General features: G+C 46.0%; 14 protein-coding genes. 13 read left to right on the top strand and 1 reads right to left on the bottom strand.

Annotated features, from left to right (window positions below):
* Positions 1–236: 236 nt before the first annotated feature.
* From MHM99_RS07535 to MHM99_RS07475, 13 genes are all read left to right on the top strand, one after another.
* The gene (locus MHM99_RS07535) at positions 237–1,802 is read left to right on the top strand and encodes a SulP family inorganic anion transporter (RefSeq protein WP_014978293.1); all 1,566 of its coding nucleotides are present in this window, start codon (positions 237–239) and stop codon (positions 1,800–1,802) included.
* A 311-nt stretch (positions 1,803–2,113) separates the two neighbouring features.
* The gene (gene nirB / locus MHM99_RS07530; RefSeq protein WP_239218774.1) at positions 2,114–4,663 is read left to right on the top strand and encodes a nitrite reductase large subunit NirB; all 2,550 of its coding nucleotides are present in this window, start codon (positions 2,114–2,116) and stop codon (positions 4,661–4,663) included.
* A 36-nt stretch (positions 4,664–4,699) separates the two neighbouring features.
* Positions 4,700–5,071: a nitrite reductase small subunit NirD gene (nirD, locus tag MHM99_RS07525; RefSeq protein WP_187446211.1), complete on the top strand. Its 372-nt coding sequence runs from the start codon at positions 4,700–4,702 to the stop codon at positions 5,069–5,071.
* A gap of 87 nt (positions 5,072–5,158) precedes the next feature.
* Positions 5,159–8,062, top strand: coding sequence for a nitrate reductase (locus MHM99_RS07520; protein ID WP_239218772.1), 2,904 nt, complete (start codon positions 5,159–5,161; stop codon positions 8,060–8,062).
* Positions 8,063–8,074: 12 nt separating this feature from the next.
* On the top strand, positions 8,075–9,058 hold the full coding sequence (cobA, locus tag MHM99_RS07515; protein WP_187446209.1) for a uroporphyrinogen-III C-methyltransferase: 984 nt from the start codon (positions 8,075–8,077) through the stop codon (positions 9,056–9,058).
* The gene (locus MHM99_RS07510; RefSeq protein ID WP_202941193.1) at positions 9,042–10,028 is read left to right on the top strand and encodes a glycosyl transferase family protein; all 987 of its coding nucleotides are present in this window, start codon (positions 9,042–9,044) and stop codon (positions 10,026–10,028) included. The genes cobA and MHM99_RS07510 overlap by 17 nt, the downstream gene beginning before the upstream one ends.
* 145 nt (positions 10,029–10,173) lie before the next feature.
* Positions 10,174–11,691 carry a 5'-nucleotidase C-terminal domain-containing protein gene (locus tag MHM99_RS07505; protein ID WP_239218770.1) on the top strand — a complete coding sequence of 506 codons (1,518 nt, stop codon included), beginning with the start codon at positions 10,174–10,176 and terminating at the stop codon, positions 11,689–11,691.
* A 4-nt stretch (positions 11,692–11,695) separates the two neighbouring features.
* A complete protein-coding gene (locus MHM99_RS07500) occupies positions 11,696–13,294 on the top strand; it encodes a GGDEF domain-containing protein (RefSeq protein ID WP_239218768.1) in 1,599 nt (532 codons plus the stop codon).
* A gap of 283 nt (positions 13,295–13,577) precedes the next feature.
* Positions 13,578–14,894: a methyl-accepting chemotaxis protein gene (locus MHM99_RS07495; protein WP_239218766.1), complete on the top strand. Its 1,317-nt coding sequence runs from the start codon at positions 13,578–13,580 to the stop codon at positions 14,892–14,894.
* A gap of 571 nt (positions 14,895–15,465) precedes the next feature.
* On the top strand, positions 15,466–16,875 hold the full coding sequence (locus MHM99_RS07490) for a CmpA/NrtA family ABC transporter substrate-binding protein (protein ID WP_239218764.1): 1,410 nt from the start codon (positions 15,466–15,468) through the stop codon (positions 16,873–16,875).
* Between the two features lie 88 nt (positions 16,876–16,963).
* Positions 16,964–17,959 (top strand): ABC transporter permease, encoded by a 996-nt coding sequence (locus tag MHM99_RS07485; RefSeq protein ID WP_039224486.1) that lies wholly within the window; start codon positions 16,964–16,966, stop codon positions 17,957–17,959.
* 16 nt (positions 17,960–17,975) lie between these two features.
* Positions 17,976–18,878 carry an ABC transporter ATP-binding protein gene (locus tag MHM99_RS07480; RefSeq protein ID WP_039224488.1) on the top strand — a complete coding sequence of 301 codons (903 nt, stop codon included), beginning with the start codon at positions 17,976–17,978 and terminating at the stop codon, positions 18,876–18,878.
* A 392-nt stretch (positions 18,879–19,270) separates the two neighbouring features.
* Positions 19,271–20,491, top strand: a complete 1,221-nt coding sequence (locus MHM99_RS07475; RefSeq protein ID WP_239218762.1) for an alginate export family protein — start codon at positions 19,271–19,273, stop codon at positions 20,489–20,491.
* Between the two features lie 58 nt (positions 20,492–20,549).
* Here the strand turns inward: MHM99_RS07475 and MHM99_RS07470 are convergent, their stop codons facing one another.
* Positions 20,550–21,140, bottom strand: coding sequence for an HD domain-containing protein (locus MHM99_RS07470; protein WP_014948247.1), 591 nt, complete (start codon positions 21,138–21,140; stop codon positions 20,550–20,552).
* Positions 21,141–21,175 lie beyond the last annotated feature (35 nt).

Here is a 21,175-nt window from a genome sequence, read left to right as displayed (position 1 = left end):
TACTTCAACGAGAAGCCGGATATACGGACGCAAACCATTTTAGTCAAAACAGCATGTTTACTCTTGCAATAATGGGGGAGACCATATACAGGCCCTAGTAACAATCTATTAAAAGATTTTGCGCTACAATGGTGATAGAATCGCCGAAAAAATCTCCTACCTACTTGGTGTTCTGCTTTAACGCGGTGTACGCCATGGTGGGTTGTTGTGTTTAACATCTTAGCTTCTGAGAGAACATGTTCGATTTAATTACCAGTAAAGACAGCAACGTTAAAAACGACGTGCTATCAGGTATTACCGTGGCGCTTGCCTTGGTCCCTGAAGCCGTTGCATTCGCATTTGTGGCCGGCGTAGAACCAATGATTGGTCTTTATGCGGCTTTCATGATGGGCTTAATCACTTCCGCTATTGGTGGCCGACCAGGAATGATTTCTGGTGCTACCGGCGCCATGGCCGTTGTAATGGTGGCACTGGTTGCCCAACACGGCGTGCAGTATTTATTTGCCGCGGTTATTTTGGCTGGTTTACTGCAAATAATGTGCGGTATTTTCAAGCTCGGAAAGTTTATACGTCTGGTCCCATATCCGGTAATGCTAGGCTTCGTAAATGGTTTGGCAATTGTTATTTTCTTGGCGCAATTAGGCCAGTTCAAAGTGACCAACGCAGCCGGTGAATTACAGTGGATGGAAGGTACGCTGTTATATTGGATGTTAGGGCTTGTGGCGCTAACCATGGCCATTATCTATTTATTGCCAAAGCTAACCAAAGCTGTACCGGCGTCGCTTGTAGCGATTGTTACGGTAACCTTGTTAGTACACGGTCTTGACCTTGAAGCGCGCACTGTAATCGACTTTGTTCGCGATTTGCTACCAGCTGACCAGCGCGACACCGCGACGCTAGCGGGTGAACTTCCTAGCTTTGCTATTCCTATGGTGCCGTTCACCTGGGAAACCTTCATGATCATTTTGCCTACCTCAGTCATTCTTTGCTTGGTTGGTCTAATTGAGTCGCTTCTTACTCTTTCATTAATTGACGAAATGACAGATACCCGCGGGCGCGGCAACAAAGAGTGCGTTGGCCAAGGCGTTGCAAATACCGTAAACGGTTTCTTTGGCGGTATGGGCGGTTGCGCCATGATTGGTCAAAGTATGATTAATATTAACTCTGGTGGCCGTGGCCGCTTGTCTGGTATCACCGCGGCGGTTGTATTATTAGGCTTTATTCTATTTGCTGCTCCGCTAATTGAAATGATTCCTCTCGCTGCCCTTGTTGGCGTTATGTTCGTGGTGGTTATCGCTACATTTGAGTGGGCGTCATTCAGAATTATTCGCGGCGTAAACAAAGAAGATGCGTTCGTACTTTTCCTAGTAACAGGCGTTACCGTTATCGCTGATCTGGCTATTGCGGTTGTGGTGGGTGTTATCGTTTCAGCACTGGTGTTTGCATGGAAACACGCTCGTCATATTGAAGCGAGATCCCATATCGATAACGACGGTTGGAAAGTCTATGAGCTAGACGGCCCGCTGTTCTTTGGCTCGGTATCGCATTTCAAAGACCTGTTTGATATCGCCAACGACCCTAATGATGTAGTTATTGACTTTAAAGACTCTCGCATTTGGGATTCATCAGGTATCGATGCGCTAGATACCCTTGCTGACAAATACGAAGAGCAGGGTAAAAAGCTACACATTCGCCATATCAGTGATGAATGTCGCTCACTGCTTCGCAAGGCCGATAAGTTTGTTGAAATTAACGTGGTTGAAGACCCTCGCTACCGCGTAGCGACGGATAAGCTGGCCTAAGTTATTTGATAGCCTTAATGCACCAAGTAAACACAGTTTTGCGTTTGTTTGGTGCAGTTGTGAAGTCTGAATAATGCTTATTTTGTAGTAAATCAAATAAAAACAATTATTTACGGTTTTGGCACTGAACTTGGATAGCTATAAACGTAAAGTGTGTTTTGGTGATTTGTGTCAATCGCTGAAAATTGTGTGATTTATAACACTCCGTAAAATGTGTTAGCCGACCTAAACCGTTGGCAAAATAGGCAACGAAGCCCGCATCAACGAAAGTTGAAGCGGGCTTTTTTTTGTCCCGAAAAAAGGGGAATACCATGACTTCATTGGACTCAAAACCGCAAATTGTCGTCGTAGGCAACGGCATGGTGGGGCATCATTTTGTTGAGCAGCTTCACCAAAGCGATGCCAATGTAGAAATAACCGTTTTATGCGGCGAGTCACGCCTTGCGTACGACCGCGTTTATCTGTCGTCTTTTTTTAGCGGCGCGAGTGCTGATGACTTAGCGCTCACTACACCCGCTCAGTACGCCGAGTGGGGCGTAAACGTAGTTACCAATGCCTTGGTTACCGATATAGACCGTGACAATAATAAAGTGACGACTTCTGAAGGGCAGGTGTTTAGCTACGATAAGCTTGTGTTAGCTACGGGCTCATACCCATTTGTGCCACCCATCCCTGGCAACGATCAAGAGCATTGCTTGGTGTACCGTACTATAGACGATCTACTCGCTATTGAAGCTTCAGCAGCGGTGAGCAAAGTAGGGGTTGTTGTTGGTGGTGGGCTGTTGGGTTTAGAAGCCGCTAACGCATTAAAGCAAGCCGGTCTCGACACCCACGTGGTTGAGTTTGCCCCGCAGCTTATGGCGGTACAGTTAGACCAAGCAGGTGGTAACGTTCTTAAGGACAAAATTGAAGCATTGGGCGTTACGGTTCACACCCAAAAGGCAACGCAAACTATTGAGGCCGGTGATACCTGCCGCTATAAAATGGTGTTTGCTGACGGCACTGCACTAGAAACTGACATGATTTTATTCTCTGCCGGTATTCGACCTTCCGACCAGCTCGGCAGAAAGTCAGCGCTAACACTGGGTGAGCGCGGCGGTATTGTCATTGATAACCACTGCGTGACGTCTGACCCAAACATTTACGCTGTGGGTGAATGTGCGCTGTGGGATAACAAAATCTTTGGCCTGGTAGCACCTGGCTATACCATGGCGCGCACGGCTGTAAGTCATATAACCGGCGGCGATGCCGAATTCGCTGGCGCAGATATGAGTACCAAACTCAAGCTAATGGGTGTGGAAGTGGGCTCAATTGGCGAAGCTCATGAACGCACAGCCGGTGCGCTTAGCTACACCTATTTAAATCAGCCAGAAGGCGTGTACAAAAAGCTGGTGGTAGATAGCGAGCAAAAGTACGTGCTTGGTGCTGTACTCGTTGGCGATACCAGCGACTACGACACGCTCCTACAGTATGCGCTTAATAATATCGAATTACCTGAACACCCAGAAAGTCTGATCCTACCATCATCTGATGCGGCACCAGCACTAGGTGCCGATGCACTGCCAGACACCGCGTCTATTTGTTCATGCCTAAATGTGACAAAGGGCGATATTGTTTCAGCCATTGAAGGCGGCTGTTGTAGCGTTGGCGATGTAAAAGGCGAAACCAAAGCCAGCACAGGGTGTGGAGGTTGTGCTGCCTTACTTAAAAATGTTGTGGATAGCGAACTTGAAAAGCGCGGTGTGGAAGTATCAAAAGCCATTTGTGAGCACTTCAACCATACCCGACAAGAGCTATTTCACATTGTTAAGGTAAACGGCATTCGCACCTTTGACGAGCTACTAGAGCAGCATGGTGAAGGTCTAGGGTGTGAAATTTGTAAGCCCGCTGTCGGCTCAATTTTAGCCTCGGTGTATAACGACTACATTCTTAAGGCTTCACATCTTCCTCTACAAGACACCAACGATATCTACCTTGGCAACATGCAAAAAGATGGCACGTATTCCGTTGTACCGCGTGTACCTGGTGGCGAAATAACGCCAGAGAAGTTGATTCTGCTAGGTGAAGTGGCAAAAGAATACAACTTGTACACCAAGATCACAGGTGGTCAGCGCATTGATTTATTTGGAGCGCGCGTAGAGCACTTACCGGATATCTGGGAAAAACTCGTCGCTGGCGGTTTTGAAACCGGCCATGCTTACGCGAAGGCATTGCGTACTGTGAAATCGTGTGTGGGCAGCACCTGGTGTCGCTACGGTGTTCAGGATTCTGTTGGCACTGCCATTGATTTAGAGAATCGTTACAAAGGCTTACGTGCACCGCACAAAATTAAATTTGCCGTTTCGGGGTGTACCCGTGAGTGCGCAGAAGCCCAAAGTAAAGACATTGGTGTTATTGCTACCGAGCAAGGCTGGAACCTGTATGTTTGCGGGAATGGCGGCATGAAGCCTCGACATGCAGACCTGTTTGCCACCGATCTAGATACCGAAACCCTTATAAAGTACATCGACCGCGTGCTGATGTTTTATGTGAAAACGGCTGATCGCCTACAGCGCACATCGGTGTGGATGGACAACTTAGAAGGTGGGTTAGCTTACTTGCAAGACGTTGTGATAAACGATGCTCTTGGCATTAATAGTGAGCTTGAAGCACAGATGGATGCTGTGGTTGATGCTTATCAGTGCGAATGGAAAACCACCATTGAAAACCCTGAGTCGCGCAAGCGTTTCCGTCAATTCGTAAACAGCAATGCTAGCGACACCAATATTCAGTTTGTTTCAGAGCGAGGCCAGGTTCGCCCAGCTACTGAAGCTGAAAAAGTAGCAGGTAAAAATCAGTTCATTCCTGTCTCTATGGTATAGCCACTGGCTTATCAACCCTGTTAGGAGAATCAAATTATGTCAGCAGCGCAAAATGTAATGGCGTCAGAACCACAGCAAGTGCAATGGCACTATATTTGTGAGACGAACGACTTAGTGACAAACAGTGGGGTTTGCGCCCTTGTCGACTCACAGCAAGTGGCAATTTTCAGTTTGAAGATAAACGGCGAAACCCAGGTTTTCGCCATTAGTAACTACGACCCTATTGGTAAAGCAAACGTACTCTATCGCGGGCTTCTAGGGTCGATAGGCGGTGCGCCTGTTGTTGCTTCGCCTCTATACAAAGAGCATTACTTTTTAGAAACCGGGCTGTGTAAAGAACACGACGATGTTTCCGTCACGGCTTACGCTGTGAAGGTAGAGGGCGAAAAGGTTTTCGTCGGCGTTTAAGCAAACTGCCTTTATTTGAACGCCCACATGAAAAAAGCCTTTTAGCAAAATGCATTCAAAAGCTGTTAAACCGAAAAAGGTAATGAAATGAATATGCCTACACGACAACCCGACATGATGTCTGAACAATTAAGACAAACAACATGCCCATACTGCGGCGTAGGGTGTGGTGTAGATATCAGTTGCAACGTAAGCCCGCGTGCCATAACCCTGGACACTGTTAAAGGCACGCCAGAGCATCCCGCCAATTATGGAAGATTGTGTGTTAAAGGAACAAACCTGCTTGAAACAAACGACGTAAACGGACGTTTGCTTCACCCAACCATGGCAGGTCAATCGGTGGATTGGGACACGGCCACCGATGTGATTGCGGATAAGATCACCTCTACCATTGCGCAGTATGGCGCGGATGCCGTTGCTTTTTATGTATCAGGTCAGCTTCTCACCGAAGACTATTACATTGCCAATAAGCTTATGAAAGGTTTCATCGGCAGTGCCAATATCGATACGAATTCACGCCTATGTATGTCATCAGCCGTTGCCGCGTACAAGCGTGCGTTCGGTGAAGATGTGGTGCCTTGCGATTACACCGATTTGGAATGTACAGATTTACTGGTGATCACCGGGAGTAATACGGCGTGGGCGCACCCAGTGCTTTTTCAACGCATTCAGCGAGCAAAGCTGAAAAATCCGAATATGAAGGTCATTGTTGTTGACCCACGCAAAACCGAAACCTGTACCATTGCCGATTTACACCTTCCTATAAAACCGGGTAGCGACGTAGCGCTATTTAACGGTTTACTCAGCTATGCAAACGCACAAGGTCGAATAGACAAATCCGCCGTTGAGACCTATGCCGAGGGACTTGAAGAAACGCTCAAAAGTGCAAATGCCTTAACGTTAGATGACGTTGCTGAAGTATGCGACCTGGACATTAACAGCATTAAGGCCTTCTTTGATGCCTTTTGTGAAGCCTCTAGCGTAGTTACTTTTTATTCTATGGGCGTGAACCAGTCTTCTGCTGGTGTGGATAAAGCCCAAGCCATTATCAACTGTCATTTAGCAATGGATTTAATTGCTAAAGACGGTTGTGGTCCGTTTTCAATTACTGGCCAGCCAAATGCCATGGGAGGGCGTGAAGTCGGTGGGTTAGCCAATATGCTAGCTGCTCATATGGACCTTGAAAACCCTGATCATATCAGCGCTGTTAAAACCTATTGGAATGCACCCGTCATGCCTAAAGGGCAGGGGCTTAAAGCAGTTGATTTGTTTAATGCAATTGAGAGTGGAAAGGTAAAGTTCGTTTGGATAATGGGGACTAGCCCTGTTGTCAGTATGCCAAATCGCGGTCAAGTTGAGCGCGCACTTTCAAAGTGTGACATGGTGGTGGTGTCTGATATTGTTGAGTCTAACGATACGCTTAACTACGCGCACATTGCTCTTCCTGCCACGGGGTGGTCGGAAAAAGACGGCACGGTAACAAACTCAGAGCGCCGTATTTCACGTCAGCGCGGTATATTGCCCCCACCAGGTAGTGCAAAACACGATTGGCAAATACTATGCGAAGTGGCGGGTAAAATGGGCTTTGGCGAGGCATTTAATTTTACCCATCCGTCACAAATATTCTGCGAATACGCTGGGCTAACCGGCTATCAAAATAACGGTAAGCGACAATTAGACCTGTCACCTTTACAAGCGTTAAGTGAAGCTCAGTACAATGGGCTATCGCCTTTGCAGTGGCCTTTTCACACAGTTATAAAAGCTGAGAATACGGCCAGTTCTAATTCTAAATCTAACCCTAACCCTCGCCTTACCAGTAAACGTCCTTTTGAAGATAAACGGTTTTCAACCCCTAGTGGCAAAGCGAAACTTATTCCCGTAACTTACAGAGCGCCACTGCAGGTAACATCAGACGCTTATCCTTTTGTTGTGAACAGCGGCCGAGCGCGAGATCAGTGGCATACTATGACACGCACGGGTAAAGCGGCAAAGTTACTGGCTCATATGCCAAGTGCTTGCGTGCATATCAACCCTAAAGACGCTGCTGAATTGGGCGTTGAAGATGGAAGCCTCGTTTCTCTTTCAAGTGCAGTGTGTAAAGACGCCCCTGTTATTTATCCGGTTAAAGCGGATACGGATATGCGCAAAGGGGAAGTATTCATTCCCATTCACTGGTCGGCGCAATGGGGTTCGCACAGTAAACTAGGCGCACTTTACGCCAGCGCGGTAGACCCTATTTCAGGGCAGCCAGAGTTAAAACACGCGGCGGTAGCTATCGCGCCTGCTCATTTCGCTACCTACGGCAAGCTCTTTGTTTCATCAGTAAACCAATCAGCACATAATTCAAAACTTAATCCGTTTAGTGAAGACGCACTAAAGCATGCGTGTGATTACTGGAATACGACACCGCTTGAAAGCACAGAGGCGTCTTCACCTTTAAATAACTCGGATGCAGCATTATCAGTATTGAATGTTGCTTCGAACAAAGGTCGTCGGGATTTTACCCAAGGGTTGATACCTCTGCTGCCGCAAAACGCGGTGCTATTGCAGTTTCATCATCATACATACTCAGTATGCCTTGCGCTTGTCGATGATACTCTTTGTTTCGCGGCGTTTTTGGGCGATGAGCCAGAAAAGGGTGAAAGGGCACCAGCAACTGCACATACAACAGCGCAGGCAGCGCCACATTCAAAAAGCACATGGTCAGTACCTAACGAATGGCTTGCCAGTCTTCTCAACACATCTATTTCTACAGACATACAGCGCAATTTAATACGTGGCCAAGTAGACGACGCATTTTTAAATGGTGATGTAGTTTGTAGCTGCTTTGAAGTGCGCGAAAAAACCATTACACATGCCATCGAAGAAGGCTGTAGTTCGGTGGCAGAGCTTGGTGAAGCATTAAAGTGTGGTACGAATTGTGGCTCGTGCAAGCCCGCCTTGTCTCAGCTGATAGACAAGCATTTAGTCATTGAAATTCAATCTGTTTAGGAGCGTTAAATCATGTCAATTGCATCTAGTTGGTCGTTACCGTTTTTGCGCACCTTATTTAAACCGCAGAAACCTTTGTTAAACCTCTTTTATCGCGATGCTATTTCTACCTCGGTCACGACCGTGACGACGCGCCAGCGCTCCGATAATCCAAAAGCTCCAGCTAAGCATTCATACTTTGGCAAGTGGTTGAAGTTAGCAAACAGGCAAACTGAAGGTCATAAACAAGGGCAGGTGTTCATCGTCGGTGCTGGCCCTGGTGATGCCGAGTTACTTACGTTAAAAGCGTTTCGTCTTCTGCAACAAGCCGATGTCGTGCTGTTCGATGCTTTAGTCAGCGAAGATATTCTCGCGCTAATTCCCTCTAAAGTGGTGAAAGAATATGTAGGGAAACGCTGCAAAAAGCATAGCTTTACCCAAGACGCTATATGCAAGCGAGTGGTTGAATTGGCAAGCAACGGTCACACTGTCGTACGGTTAAAAGGCGGTGACCCAGCCCTATTTGCAAGAACCTGCGAAGAAACCGATGCACTCACAAAAGCCAACATTCCTTTTGCTATTGTTCCTGGTATTACGGCAGCATCGGGTGTGTCAGCCTATACGGGGATCCCTTTAACCGACAGGCGTTGTGCTCAGTCGGTGAGTTTTATGACCGCACATTTTAAGGACGTGGATCAATGGCCAGAGATGGCACCCATGGCGCAAAATGTATTGAAGCAAACCATGGTGGTTTATATGGGGCTAAGCCGACTTGAAGGGCTATACAAAGGCTTGATTCATCACAACGTGCCAACCACATGGCCAGTAGCGGCAATTGAAAATGCCACTTCGCCTGAACAGCGCGTGATTACTGGCGTGCTTGCCGATATTCATAGCAAGGTAGAAGCAGCAAATTTAACGGGGCCTACGTTACTTATATTTGGAAAGGTGGTAGAGTCTCGTCAACAGGTAAATACTCTTCTATTACATTCATCCAAGCATGCAGCAACCATTTAGTGAATACATAAAAATTATTGGAAAAGGTCAAAAAGGGGGGCGTAGCCTTACCCGTGATGAGGCTTATCATGCCATGAAAATGGTATTGGCCAATGAAGTGACAGGCGATCAACGCGGCGCATTTCTTATGTTGCTGCGTACCCGTGAAGAAACACCAGAAGAAGTTATTGGCTTTGTCGATGCATGCAGAGAGCTGATAGAGCCAGAAGTTAAAAACCTCACCCCCACGTTAGATATTGGCTGCTACGCGGGAAAGCGTCGCCAGTTACCGTGGTACTTATTGGCCGTAGCGGTTCTAGCCAACAATGGTTACTCGGTTATGCTTCACGGTGCGCATGAACCGGGTTCGGGACGCCTTTATGCAAGTATAGCGTTACCCCAATTGGGCCTGTCTGAAGTTAGCAGTATTGAAGATGCCAAACAGCAGTTAACGGATAAAGGGGTGACTTACCTTGATTTGTCTTATTTGCTGCCTGCGCTCGACACAATTATTAAGCTTCGTGAGGTATTTGGCCTGCGTTCATGCGCTAACACCCTCGCAAGGTTGTTGAATCCCACCGCTGCACAATTTTGCGTACAGGGCGTTTACCATATGCATCTTGACCACAAACACTGCCGCGTTAATGAAAATTATCCATCTATAGATGCGCTTTGTTTTCGTGGTGATGGCGGAGATCCTGAAGTTAATGGTGAACGGGAAACTGAGCTATTTATTACCAGAAATGGTGAGACCGAAGAAGTAATAATGCCGGTGGTTGCTGACAAATGGGCGCTTAAAGATAAAGACATGAACGTTAACGACATGCTTGATGTGTGGGCGGGTAACGCGAGTAGCCTTTACGGTGAACAAGCCGTTTTGAGTACACTTGCCAGCTATTTAGTGCTGCTACAAAAGTGTGATGTCGCAGATGCCCTATCGCAGGCAAGGCAGCTTTGGGCACAGCGCGATAAAAGCGCAACGCCATTTTAAGGTCACCTGCGTTTTCCGAGCGGGCAATTATCTATATTGCTTGATATAAAGCCCTTCTTTTTAAGGAAAAATAGCCAATCGTCGCATTGACTTAATCGTTGCTATACTTGTTAATAGTAATAACAAGTTTTCCTTAAGTGGTGTTATGCGAATCACGCAATGGCTCGTATTTTTAGCTAGCCTGTCGCTCATATTTCGAGCAGGTTATGCTGTATCTGAAAATCGAGAACAGGTCACAACCTCTAGCGTAACTTTCGTACTAACCGCAGATATGCCTAATATTAGCGACGCACGCACAGGGCGTTACGCTAATCTTCAAACCCTCGTAAAACAACAGCGGCAAATTAGTGAAACTGTCTTCTTCATTTTCGGCGGTGGCTCGATTGGGCCGAGCGCGCTATCCTCGTTTGACCGTGGCTCCCACATTATTGATATTCTCAATTCCCTTGAGCCAGATGTGATGGGGGTCACAAAGAGAGAATTTAGTTTCTATGAGGATGAATTATCTCTTCGTTCTTATGAAGCAGCCTTTCCATTGGTAGCCAGCAACGTAATAGACAACCGAGTGGGGCGTTCCCCTGATGGCCTGCACACTTCTGTGATTGTAGAAAAAGAAGAATTAACTCTTGGTGTTATATCAGTTTTACATGAGAGAGTGATAGAAGAGTACCAATTATCTGATATTACTATAACGCCTCCTCAAAAAGCCATCATGGAGGAGTCTAAAAGATTGCGACAGCAAGGCGCAGATATTATTTTGCTTCACTATTCCTACCCGTTCCCTTTTATTAATACCATGCTGAACAAACGCATTATTGATGTCGCTTTTATAACAGACAGTCGCTTGGACGAGAAAAATATGCTCGAAACTACGCGTCATCCTAATAGTATGGTACTGACACAGCAGGGAACCGCTGTCGTTGCTAGTTTCGTTAAAAGTGCTGGGTGGCAAGCAACGTCGTATACCGAACAGCCGTTAGAAGATATAGAGGCTGATGCTGAGTTAAACGAGCAACTCATTGAGTATGAAGCGCGCCTAAAGCGGTTGTTAAATATCCAAATTGGCGAATGGAAGATTGCCGTTTCGACCGCGCGCAAAGAAGTGAGAAGTGAAGAGAATCCTTTTGTAAACTTTGTCGCGGATACCATTAAACGCTATGCCAATACTGAAATTGCCTTGATAAACGGAGGCAGTATCCGAGGCAACAAACAATATACGGCAGGTGCACCAATTACTCGGCAAGATATTGTCACCGAAATGCCGTTTCGCGCGCATGTAGTAGCTTTAGATATAACTGGCGCTCAGTTGATTCAAGCTCTGGAAGAGGGGCTTTCGCAATATCAAAATTTAAAAGGTGGTTTTCCTCATGTATCGGGTATGTCTTATAGTTTCGACCCTTCAGCGAAAGTTTTTCAACGAGTAAAAAATGTCACCATTAATGGAAAGCGAATCGATAAATCGAAAACCTATTCACTGGCTACAAGTAACTTTCTGGCCAATGGCGGAGACGGTTTCTATGCATTAAAGAATGCCGAAAAGCGTCCGCCCTTAAGCACACGTCCCCCTCAAATATCAGACCTTGTTATGCAGGCCATCGTCAACCAATACGATATAAAGCCTAAAACTGATAACCGCATAATAAATATGGCAAAAGGCGGTTGATCAGATGCAGCATAAGAAAAAGACCTTGTATCTGTTTATCATTGCACAATGCAGTGTGATGGGATTTTTTCTTTTGATACTGGTGTTGTCGCTGCTGCGTTTAAATGACGTGCGAAAAGTGCTTGACGATATCACCTCGTCTTCTATCCCCACTCTTAGCCAAGCTACTGAAATTACGCGTGAAGTTCAGCACTTAATTTCACTTACTGCGCGATTAACATCGTCTGAGAGCCAATCGTCTCGGCGTATTGTCAAAACTCAGTTAGATGAAACGATAGAGCGCCTGGATTCCTCCAATTTGAAACTTGAGAAGGGAGACAAGTACTTAGCGACGCAACTGAATGTACTTACATTAGAAATAGAAGAACTAAACGCATTAGTGCGTCAGCGAATTGATGTTGAAAAAGAAGTGCGGGTGGAAAGGGAAGTACTCTTTACTTACTTGAACAATATTTTCGAAGACAATAAATCGCAGTATGTGGGTATTCAATCTTCTCAAACGCTGGTTCCTCTGATATTACAAATTGCCCAAATAAATCAGCAGTTCCAACTGCATGAGTTACGCAAGTTAGAGGACAGTATTGAAGAAAGCATCGCTTCCTTGCGTGAGGCGACATCGCTAGACAAGCGCAGCAGCGAACTGGTAAGAGCGCTAGAGGAGGGGGTATTAGGTAAATGGGGCATGATTGATAAACAAGCTAATGTTATGCGTATTCGTGGACGTTCAAGAGGGCGAGGCAGTTTTGTTGAGCACTTGGCTGAAGAAGTCGCGTCAAATATTGAGTTTAGGGCATCTTCAATCACAAAAGACACCTCTTCTTACGCATTGTCTGCCAACCAGGCCGTGTCCAAACAAATAACCCTGTCATTGGCACTCTCATTAATTGTGATGATTATTTGTTGCGCCATCATCTTCTTCATCTACAAACGTATTATTCTGCGTTTAATTGCTTTAACCAATTTGGTTGAAAAAAATAGTGACGAGGTAGCAAGCTTCGAAGGCAGTGACGAGATATCTCGCCTGGCTAAAACCTTTGCACTGTATTTTGAGAGAGTGAAGAGCCAAGAAACCGAATTGATTCGTTTGTCACTTAGCGATCCGCTCACTAACATCCCAAACCGACGGGCGTTTGAAATGGAAATGGAAAAGGTAATAGCAATGTCAAAACGGTATGAATGGCCGTTGACGGTGATTATCTTGGATGTCGATAGTTTCAAACTTTACAATGACAATTATGGTCACCCTAAAGGGGATGAATGCCTGAAAGCCGTCGCTATTGGGCTTAATGAAGTTATTACCCGTAATACTGATTTTTGTGCTCGATACGGTGGTGAGGAGTTCGTAGCGATTTTGCCTAATATCGATGAGAAAGGCGCGAAGGTGAAAGCTGAAGAGATTCGAGATGCGATAGAATCATTAGGGATAGAGCACAGCAAGAGCACAGTTTCACCCGTAATTACCGCAAGTTTGGGCGTTGCAACGGTCAATTTCGTTAATCACCACAACTGGACGTTAACTTCGATCCTTAATACCGCTGACAGAGCTTTGTACGACGCCAAAACGGGCGGCCGGAATCGTTGCGTGCTTTCATCGCTGCCATGAGTATTTTTGTATAGCAAAAAGTAGCGCGTTTATGTCAATGCCCAAACTGGGCTATCTTTAATCTTTATTGAACAAAAAAATTTAGTTTTATTTGTGTGAAACATCAATAAACTTCACTTCCTCTGCTATCTTTAATCAAAACCAATAAATACTAGCTTATCGTTTCAGACAACTAACCGTATTTCAGTGTGATACGCCAGTGCCTATTTTGTCAGGGTGGCTTCGTTATGAGCTAAGTCGGCTGATAAATAATGCGTGAAACGAAGTTCATTAGGAGCGCAGGATGTTTTTCAAAAATAAAGAGTTGATAGCCGAAAACCAACGTTTGGAAAAGGAAATGGCGGCACATGAAACGGTTAAGGAAGAGCTTCGTGAAGAAATGTTGTACATTGAGTTGAATGCAGACGGACGTATAAGTGCAATTAATGATCTATATACTCAAGCAACAGGATTTAAGATTTCAGAGCTAGAAGGGAAGTCTCTTGAAAGCTTGATGGATCCGAAATCGCTCAAAAAATCGGACGTTCAAGATATGCTAGGCGCTATTAAAAATCATCGTCATTGGCATGGCGCAGTTAGATTCAACAATGCAAAAGGTCATGAGATTTGGGTAAGAGGAATCATACAGCCCATAGACGACGCCTATGGAAATGTGAAGTGTATTTCTTTCTATATGGCAGAGCAAACGCGCAATATTTCTTACAGTAATGAGCTTAGAGATATGATTGCCGCGCTTCATCGCTCTTCTGCTGTTATTGAATTTAACCTTGATGGCACCATCATAAAAGCCAACGAAAACTTTTTGAAAGGTTTGGGGTACAAGCTGGAGCAACTAGTTGGGAAGCATCACAGGATCTTTTGCACAGAGCAAGAGGCGAACTCGGAAGAATATAAACATTTTTGGCGTGGGCTAGCGCAAGGACAGTTAGAATCTGGACGCTACAAACGCATTGATAGCCGAGGGAATGACGTGTGGCTAGAAGCGTCATATAACCCCATCAGAAACGAAGATGGTCAGCTTTATAAAGTAGTGAAATTCGCAACGGTAATTACAGAGCAAATGAAGCGGGAGTTCGCCATTTCTGAAGCCGCCAACGTTGCATTCAACATTTCGCAAGAAACTGGAGAGCAAGCTCGTAAGGGAAATCAAGTGCTCGATTCTACGGTTAAGGCGATGAACGAATTAACGAAACAGATGGGCAATGCGAGTGAAGGTATTAAGGACCTAGATGAGCAATCCCAAAAAGTTGCGGACTTGGTTAAAAGTATTAGCGGAATTGCCGATCAAACTAATTTATTGGCGCTTAACGCTGCTATTGAAGCTGCACGTGCAGGCGATCAAGGGCGTGGTTTCGCGGTGGTTGCCGATGAAGTCAGGCAGCTAGCGTCGCGAACCAGTAGCGCAACTGAAGAAATCGTAAACGTCGTCGTAGAAAACAGAAAGTTAACAGAAAATGCAGTTCAGTTAATTGAAGCGGGTCAGGAAAAAGCGCGCGAAGCCTTAGAGTATTCAACGCAGTCAGGCAAAGCAATGAGCGAAATCCAAAGCGGTGCCAATGAAGTGGTAAACGCTATCGGGCAATTTACTAAACGCCTCTAGAAAATTAGCGACACAATCAGACGGCTTTAGTCATTGGCCATATTTGTTCAACCTTGGTATCTGCTTTCGCGCACCAAGGTTGAACCCCCCCCCTGTTTTGGTGCACCAAAACGAATTCATTCTCACTTTTCTCTTACCTCAATAGTGTAAATGTTCATAAATTTTAATGGCTTACATTTCTGGCACGATGGGTGCTAATTAATCCGTGCAACAGCAACGTTGCTGTACAAAGCAACGGGTGCAAACACAAATGCGATGGCAGAGTGGAGTGCACAACACTTACCATAGGGTAAACAAATAGGATTCAGCGGAGAACGGTAAGGAAGCATCATCATCTCCGGCATTTATGGCAAGTGCATAATAATAAAAAATAAAGATGGTTTTATAAGCTAAAGCTTTTAATAAACCTCCCTTAAAGATGAGGTGTGTGAGCGGGAATTCCTGACTTACCATTAACAACTTGATGCGTTTGTAAGAACTCCGATATTACAAACACGGCAACGAAGCCCACCATGCTCGACGGTTAAACGTCGTACGCTGGTGGGTTTTTTTTTGGCTACGAGGAACACGTATGACTGGGTTAAAGACAACATCACTGCTAAAACGCTTTCGAACGGCGAGTGCTGGAGTATGTGCAGCACTTGCCGTCTCTGTAGCAAGTTTTTCTGCGAGTGTGGCAGCACAAGCGCCAGCGGTAGGCTGGCCTGAGAAGGAAGAACTTAAGTTTGGTTTTATCAAGCTCACTGATATGGCACCGCTTGCTGTGGCGTACGAAAAAGGCTTTTTTGAAGATGAGGGCCTCTACGTTACGTTGGAAGCACAGGCTAACTGGAAAGTACTGCTTGACCGCGTAATTGACGGCCAATTAGATGGCGCCCACATGTTGGCTGGTCAGCCCCTTGGCGCGACCATTGGTTTCGGTACGGAATCGCATGTGGTAACAGCGTTCAGCATGGATCTCAACGGAAATGGTATTACCGTTTCTAATGAAATTTGGGACAAAATGAAGGCGCATATTCCACAGGAAAATGGCAAGCCAGTACATCCCATTAAGGCCGATTATTTAAAGCCAGTGGTTGATGAATACCGCAACGCAGGAAAGCCGTTCAACATGGGAATGGTCTTTCCGGTTTCTACGCACAACTACGAGCTACGCTATTGGCTAGCGGCAGGTGGAATTCACCCTGGATATTATGCGCCGCATAAAGGTGACACAGCAGGTCAAATAGACGCTCAGGCACTGTTGTCTGTAACACCTCCACCGCAAATGCCAGCGACGATGGAAGCCGGCACTATCTATGGCTACTGCGTGGGCGAACCTTGGAACCAACAGGCAGTATTCAAAGGTATTGGTGTACCTGTGATCACCGATTACGAAATTTGGAAAAATAACCCTGAAAAAGTGTTCGGCGTAAGCCAAGGCTGGGCAGAAAAATACCCTAATACGCACATTCGTGTGGTTAAAGCACTAATTCGTGCGGCAATGTGGCTGGATGAGAATGACAATGCTAACCGCCCTGAAGCAGTAAAGATTCTTGCCAAGAGTAACTACGTAGGTGCGGATGAAAACGTACTGGCTAACAGCATGACAGGTACTTTCGAATACGAGAAGGGTGACAAGCGCGACGTGCCCGACTTTAATGTGTTCTTCCGCTACAACGCTACCTACCCCTATTACAGCGACGCTATCTGGTATCTCACACAAATGCGCCGTTGGGGCCAGATTTCAGAAGCAAAGTCTGACGACTGGTATAAAGAAACAGCTAAAAAAGTCTATAAACCTGAGGTTTATGCTCAGGCAGCTAAAGCACTCATTGCCGAAGGTAAAGCTAAAGCGTCTGATTTCCCTGAGTTTGCAACGGAAACAGGCTACAAGCCGCCTCAGAGCGAATTCATTGATGGCGTGACGTTTGATGGAAGCAAGCCTAACGCTTATTTAGAGCAATTTAAGATAGGACTTAAGGGCGACACTGTACTGTAAGTGTCAGGTTCAATGGCCCCGACTTCAGTTCTAACTAGGGCGGGGCATAAACCGCGCAATAGCGCACATCATGTGTCAGGAGCAAGCAATGAGCAAGATGACAACCATTCTTCGCCTTCCATCGTCGCCGTCAAACGCCAACTCTTTGTTGAGCCGTTTATATCAATCCACGCCTGCGTTGCTGCTGCCTGTTATTGGCTTGCTGATGTTTTTGGCCATTTGGAATGGTGTAGCAAAAAGTATCGACACGTCGCTGGGGCAGTTCCCAGGGCCCGCACAAGTTTTTGAGCAAGCCGGTGCGTTAATTGACGAGCATATTGCACAGCGCGAAAAAGCAGACGCTTTCTATCAACGTCAAGAAGCAAGAAATGCAGCGCGTGTAGCGCAGGACCCTACTTATCAGCCAAAAATTAGAGAATTCACCGGTGCGCCAACGTTTTTTGATCAGATATGGACAAGCCTTTACACCGTCATGGTTGGATTCTTAATTGCATCAGTCGTGGCGGTTCCCGTGGGTATACTATGTGGTCTAAGTAAATCTGCTTACACCGCAATAAATCCACTTATCCAGTTGTTTAAGCCTGTGTCTCCATTGGCATGGCTGCCGCTGGTGACTATGGTGGTAAGTGCCCTTTATGTCAGCGATGAGCCGGCCTTTTCTAAATCATTCGTGACCTCTGCTTTTACGGTTTCGCTTTGTTGTTTATGGCCAACCCTTATTAACACCGCAGTAGGCGTATCAAATATTGATAAGGACCTAATCAACGTAAGTAAGGTATTGCGCCTTACGCCGTTTGCTCATCTCACCAAAATAGTACTTCCATCTTCTATCCCCATGATTTTTACAGGACTTAGATTGTCGCTTGGTATTGGCTGGATGGTACTGATTGCGGCAGAAATGCTTGCCCAAAACCCGGGCCTAGGAAAGTTTGTGTGGGATGAATTCCAAAACGGAAGTTCAGAGTCGCTAGCGAGAATCATGGTCGCAGTGCTCACCATTGGCGCTATTGGCTTTGTGCTAGACCGCCTAATGTTATCGATTCAGCGCGCTGTAAGCTGGGACAAGTCGAGCGTACTACGCTAATTTTGAGGAGAATTTTATGCACACTAAACACTTAGAGTTAGAGCAGGTGGGTATCGACTTCCCCACACCGAAGGGGCCATTTACTGCGCTTCAAGATGTAAATCTTAAAATCAGCAAAGGTGAATTTGTGTCGTTAATTGGTCATTCGGGCTGCGGTAAATCAACGGTGCTGAATATCGTCGCAGGTTTGCACCAAGCTACTACCGGCGGCGTAATTTTAGATGGCGCAGAAGTGAAGCAGCCTGGACCTGAACGCGCAGTAGTCTTTCAAAACCATTCTTTATTACCTTGGCTTACGGTATACAAGAATGTTGAGCTGGCCGTAAAATCGACCATGCGAGGCAAGAGTAAAAACGAGATGCGTGACTGGATCATGCACAACCTAGAGCTTGTGCACATGACCCACGCCCTTGATAAATTACCCAGTGAAATATCAGGTGGTATGAAACAGCGAGTGGGCATTGCACGAGCGTTGGCAATGGAGCCAAAAGTGCTGCTAATGGATGAACCGTTCGGTGCGCTAGACGCCCTAACTCGCGCTCACCTTCAAGACTCGCTAATGGAAATTCATGCTGATTTGGGTAACACGGTTATTATGATTACTCACGATGTGGATGAAGCGGTATTGCTATCAGACCGCATTGTTATGATGAATAACGGCCCGGCAGCCACCATTGGCGAAATTCTAGATATTGAGTTGCCGCGTCCGCGAGATAGATTAGCACTTGCAGATAACAAGCAGTACAACCACTACAGACATGAAGTCTTAACTTTCCTTTACGACAAACAAAAGAAGGTTGAAACCGTTTCGTCACGCGCCAACCAATCGCCTACAACTAACAAACATTCACAACAGCTAGCAAAACCCAGCGGGGTGTCATCTGAAAAAAAAGACGCTAAGAAGTCAGATGCCGCCTAGCTTTATCGGCACCTGACTAGGGCGGAAGCCTTTTCCGCCAACTAACCAAAACCATCACTTTTAACCAGCATTCTACTGCTGGCTGGGTAAGTGTTGACTTCTGGGCCTGTTGGCCTTTGTTGTACAAGTTTTGGTCTAAATGGAAGCCTTTTAATCGCGAAACAGTCCTGCAAGCCTAGTGGGCTAAGTTAAAGGACTGTGACAAAGAGTAAAAGGCTTCCATAACGACCCCTTCGGGCAGCGCCTGTGTGCCATCTATACTGCGTTGAATGTTTTCGATTTAGAACCACTAAACCGTCAAACATCCGCCTTGCCTAGATGGCACACAGACCGCTGCAAAAAATGTACAGCAAAAGCCAGCAGGCCCTCATCAATACCGATAGGGAATACACATGAACACGTTAAAAAACTTTGGCATTAAGATGCTAACAGCATCTGTTTTGACAGTATTGGGTGGAAGCGTAATGGCCGCTGACATTCACAGCGCATTAAGCGATTCAAAGGCATGGGCGGATCTGAATTTACGCTACGAAGCTGTTGATCAAGACAATGCGTTAGAAGACGCAAGTGCACTGACTTTGCGTACGCGTCTAGGGTTTAGTTCGGGTAGCGTTAATGGTTTCTCATTTACCGCTGAGGTTGAAGACAGTCGTATTGTACTTGGGCAAGATGAGTTTACTGTGGGGCCTACTGGCTTTAACGTAGGTGAGTATTCGGTCATTGCCGACCCTGAAACTACCGAAGTTGATCAAGCTTTTATTCAGTTTAAGGAAGATAACTTTACCGCCAGAGTAGGGCGACAAGTAATTACGTTGGATGACCATCGATTTGTTGGCCACGTTGGCTGGCGACAAGACCGCCAGACCTTTGATGCCGTAAGCGCTAAATATGCGGCAACAGACAATCTAGAACTATTCTATAGCTATCTTTACAAACGCAACCGCATTTTTGCTGAGGCGGCAGATTTAGATTCTAAAGATCATATTCTTCATGCTACTTATACATCCAAAATTGGCAAGTTTGTGGCTTACGCTTACCTTTTAGAAGTGGACAACGACACGGATAACGCGTTGGACACGTATGGCGTGAGCTACGACGGAAAGATGAAAGGTGAGAGCGTGAGTTGGGCTTACGGTGGTGAGTTTGCCACGCAATCAAGCGAAGCTGGCGCGGGCGAAACGGCCACCGACTTTGACGCCTCTTATTTAAATGCGTATGTCGCAGCCACGTTTTCTGGCGTGACGGCTAAGGTCGATTACGAAATACTAGGTTCTGACGATGGGTTGTACGGGTTTGCAACGCCGCTAGCTACGCTGCACAAATTCAACGGTTGGACTGATCAGTTCTTGGGCACGCCAGCACAGGGCTTAAAAGATCTTAAGTTATCTCTATCAGGTGGGCTAGCCGGTGGTAAATGGCTTTTGGCTTACCACGATTTCAGCGCTGACGACAGCAGTAACGGTGCTGACGACTTAGGCAGCGAAATTAATGTACAGTATACGAAGAAGTTTGCAGGTAAGTACAATTTTGGCATTAAGTACGGTACTTACGATGCGGGAGATATAAAGGCGGATACAAATCGCTTCTGGATGTGGATTGGTACACGCTTCTAATTGCAATACACTATTACAACGTTATGTTGTAATTAATACTACAGGTCTGGCTGAGTCGTTACTGACTTAGCCAGCCTTTTTCAACGGCCACATCAAGCTGCTGCATAACGTAGTCCCATAAAGCCGGTGCGCAAGATTTAAGGTGAGCATTACGCTTCTCAATTTTCTCCCTTGCAATACCGTGACGCTTCCAGCTTCCTCCGTTGTCTTTCATATTTTGAAATACGGGAAGTACGCGGTCCATTGATTTTGCAAATTCTGCATCGGCGGTTTCCGCTGCTTCAAACTCAAGCCATAAATCGAGCATTTCACTACTAAGTGGACTCGGCAATAAACCAAAAATGCGCTTAGCGGCAGCTACTTCTTTCTCGGCTTGTGCGTCGTGATCTGTTTGATGATTGAAAGCAAACATGTCGCCAGCATCAATTTCCACAATATCGTGAATAAGGATCATGCGAATAACGCGGGTCACATCTATGGGTTTAGCCGCATATTCGCTTAGCATATTTGCCATTAATGCAACATGCCAGCTGTGCTCTGCGGAGTTTTCCTGTCGATAGTTATCACAGGGAAGGGTGATCTGGCGCTTAACTGCTTTTAGCTGGTCAAGTTCACAGATAAAGTCAGCAAAGTCACTTACTGCATACATTGGGATGCTCCAAGGCGTAAAAATGGGCGCCTGAG

The organism is Alteromonas sp. MmMcT2-2 (genome assembly GCF_022348305.1).
Classification (GTDB): domain Bacteria; phylum Pseudomonadota; class Gammaproteobacteria; order Enterobacterales; family Alteromonadaceae; genus Alteromonas; species Alteromonas macleodii.
This window is presented reverse-complemented; position numbering and strand designations above follow the sequence as displayed.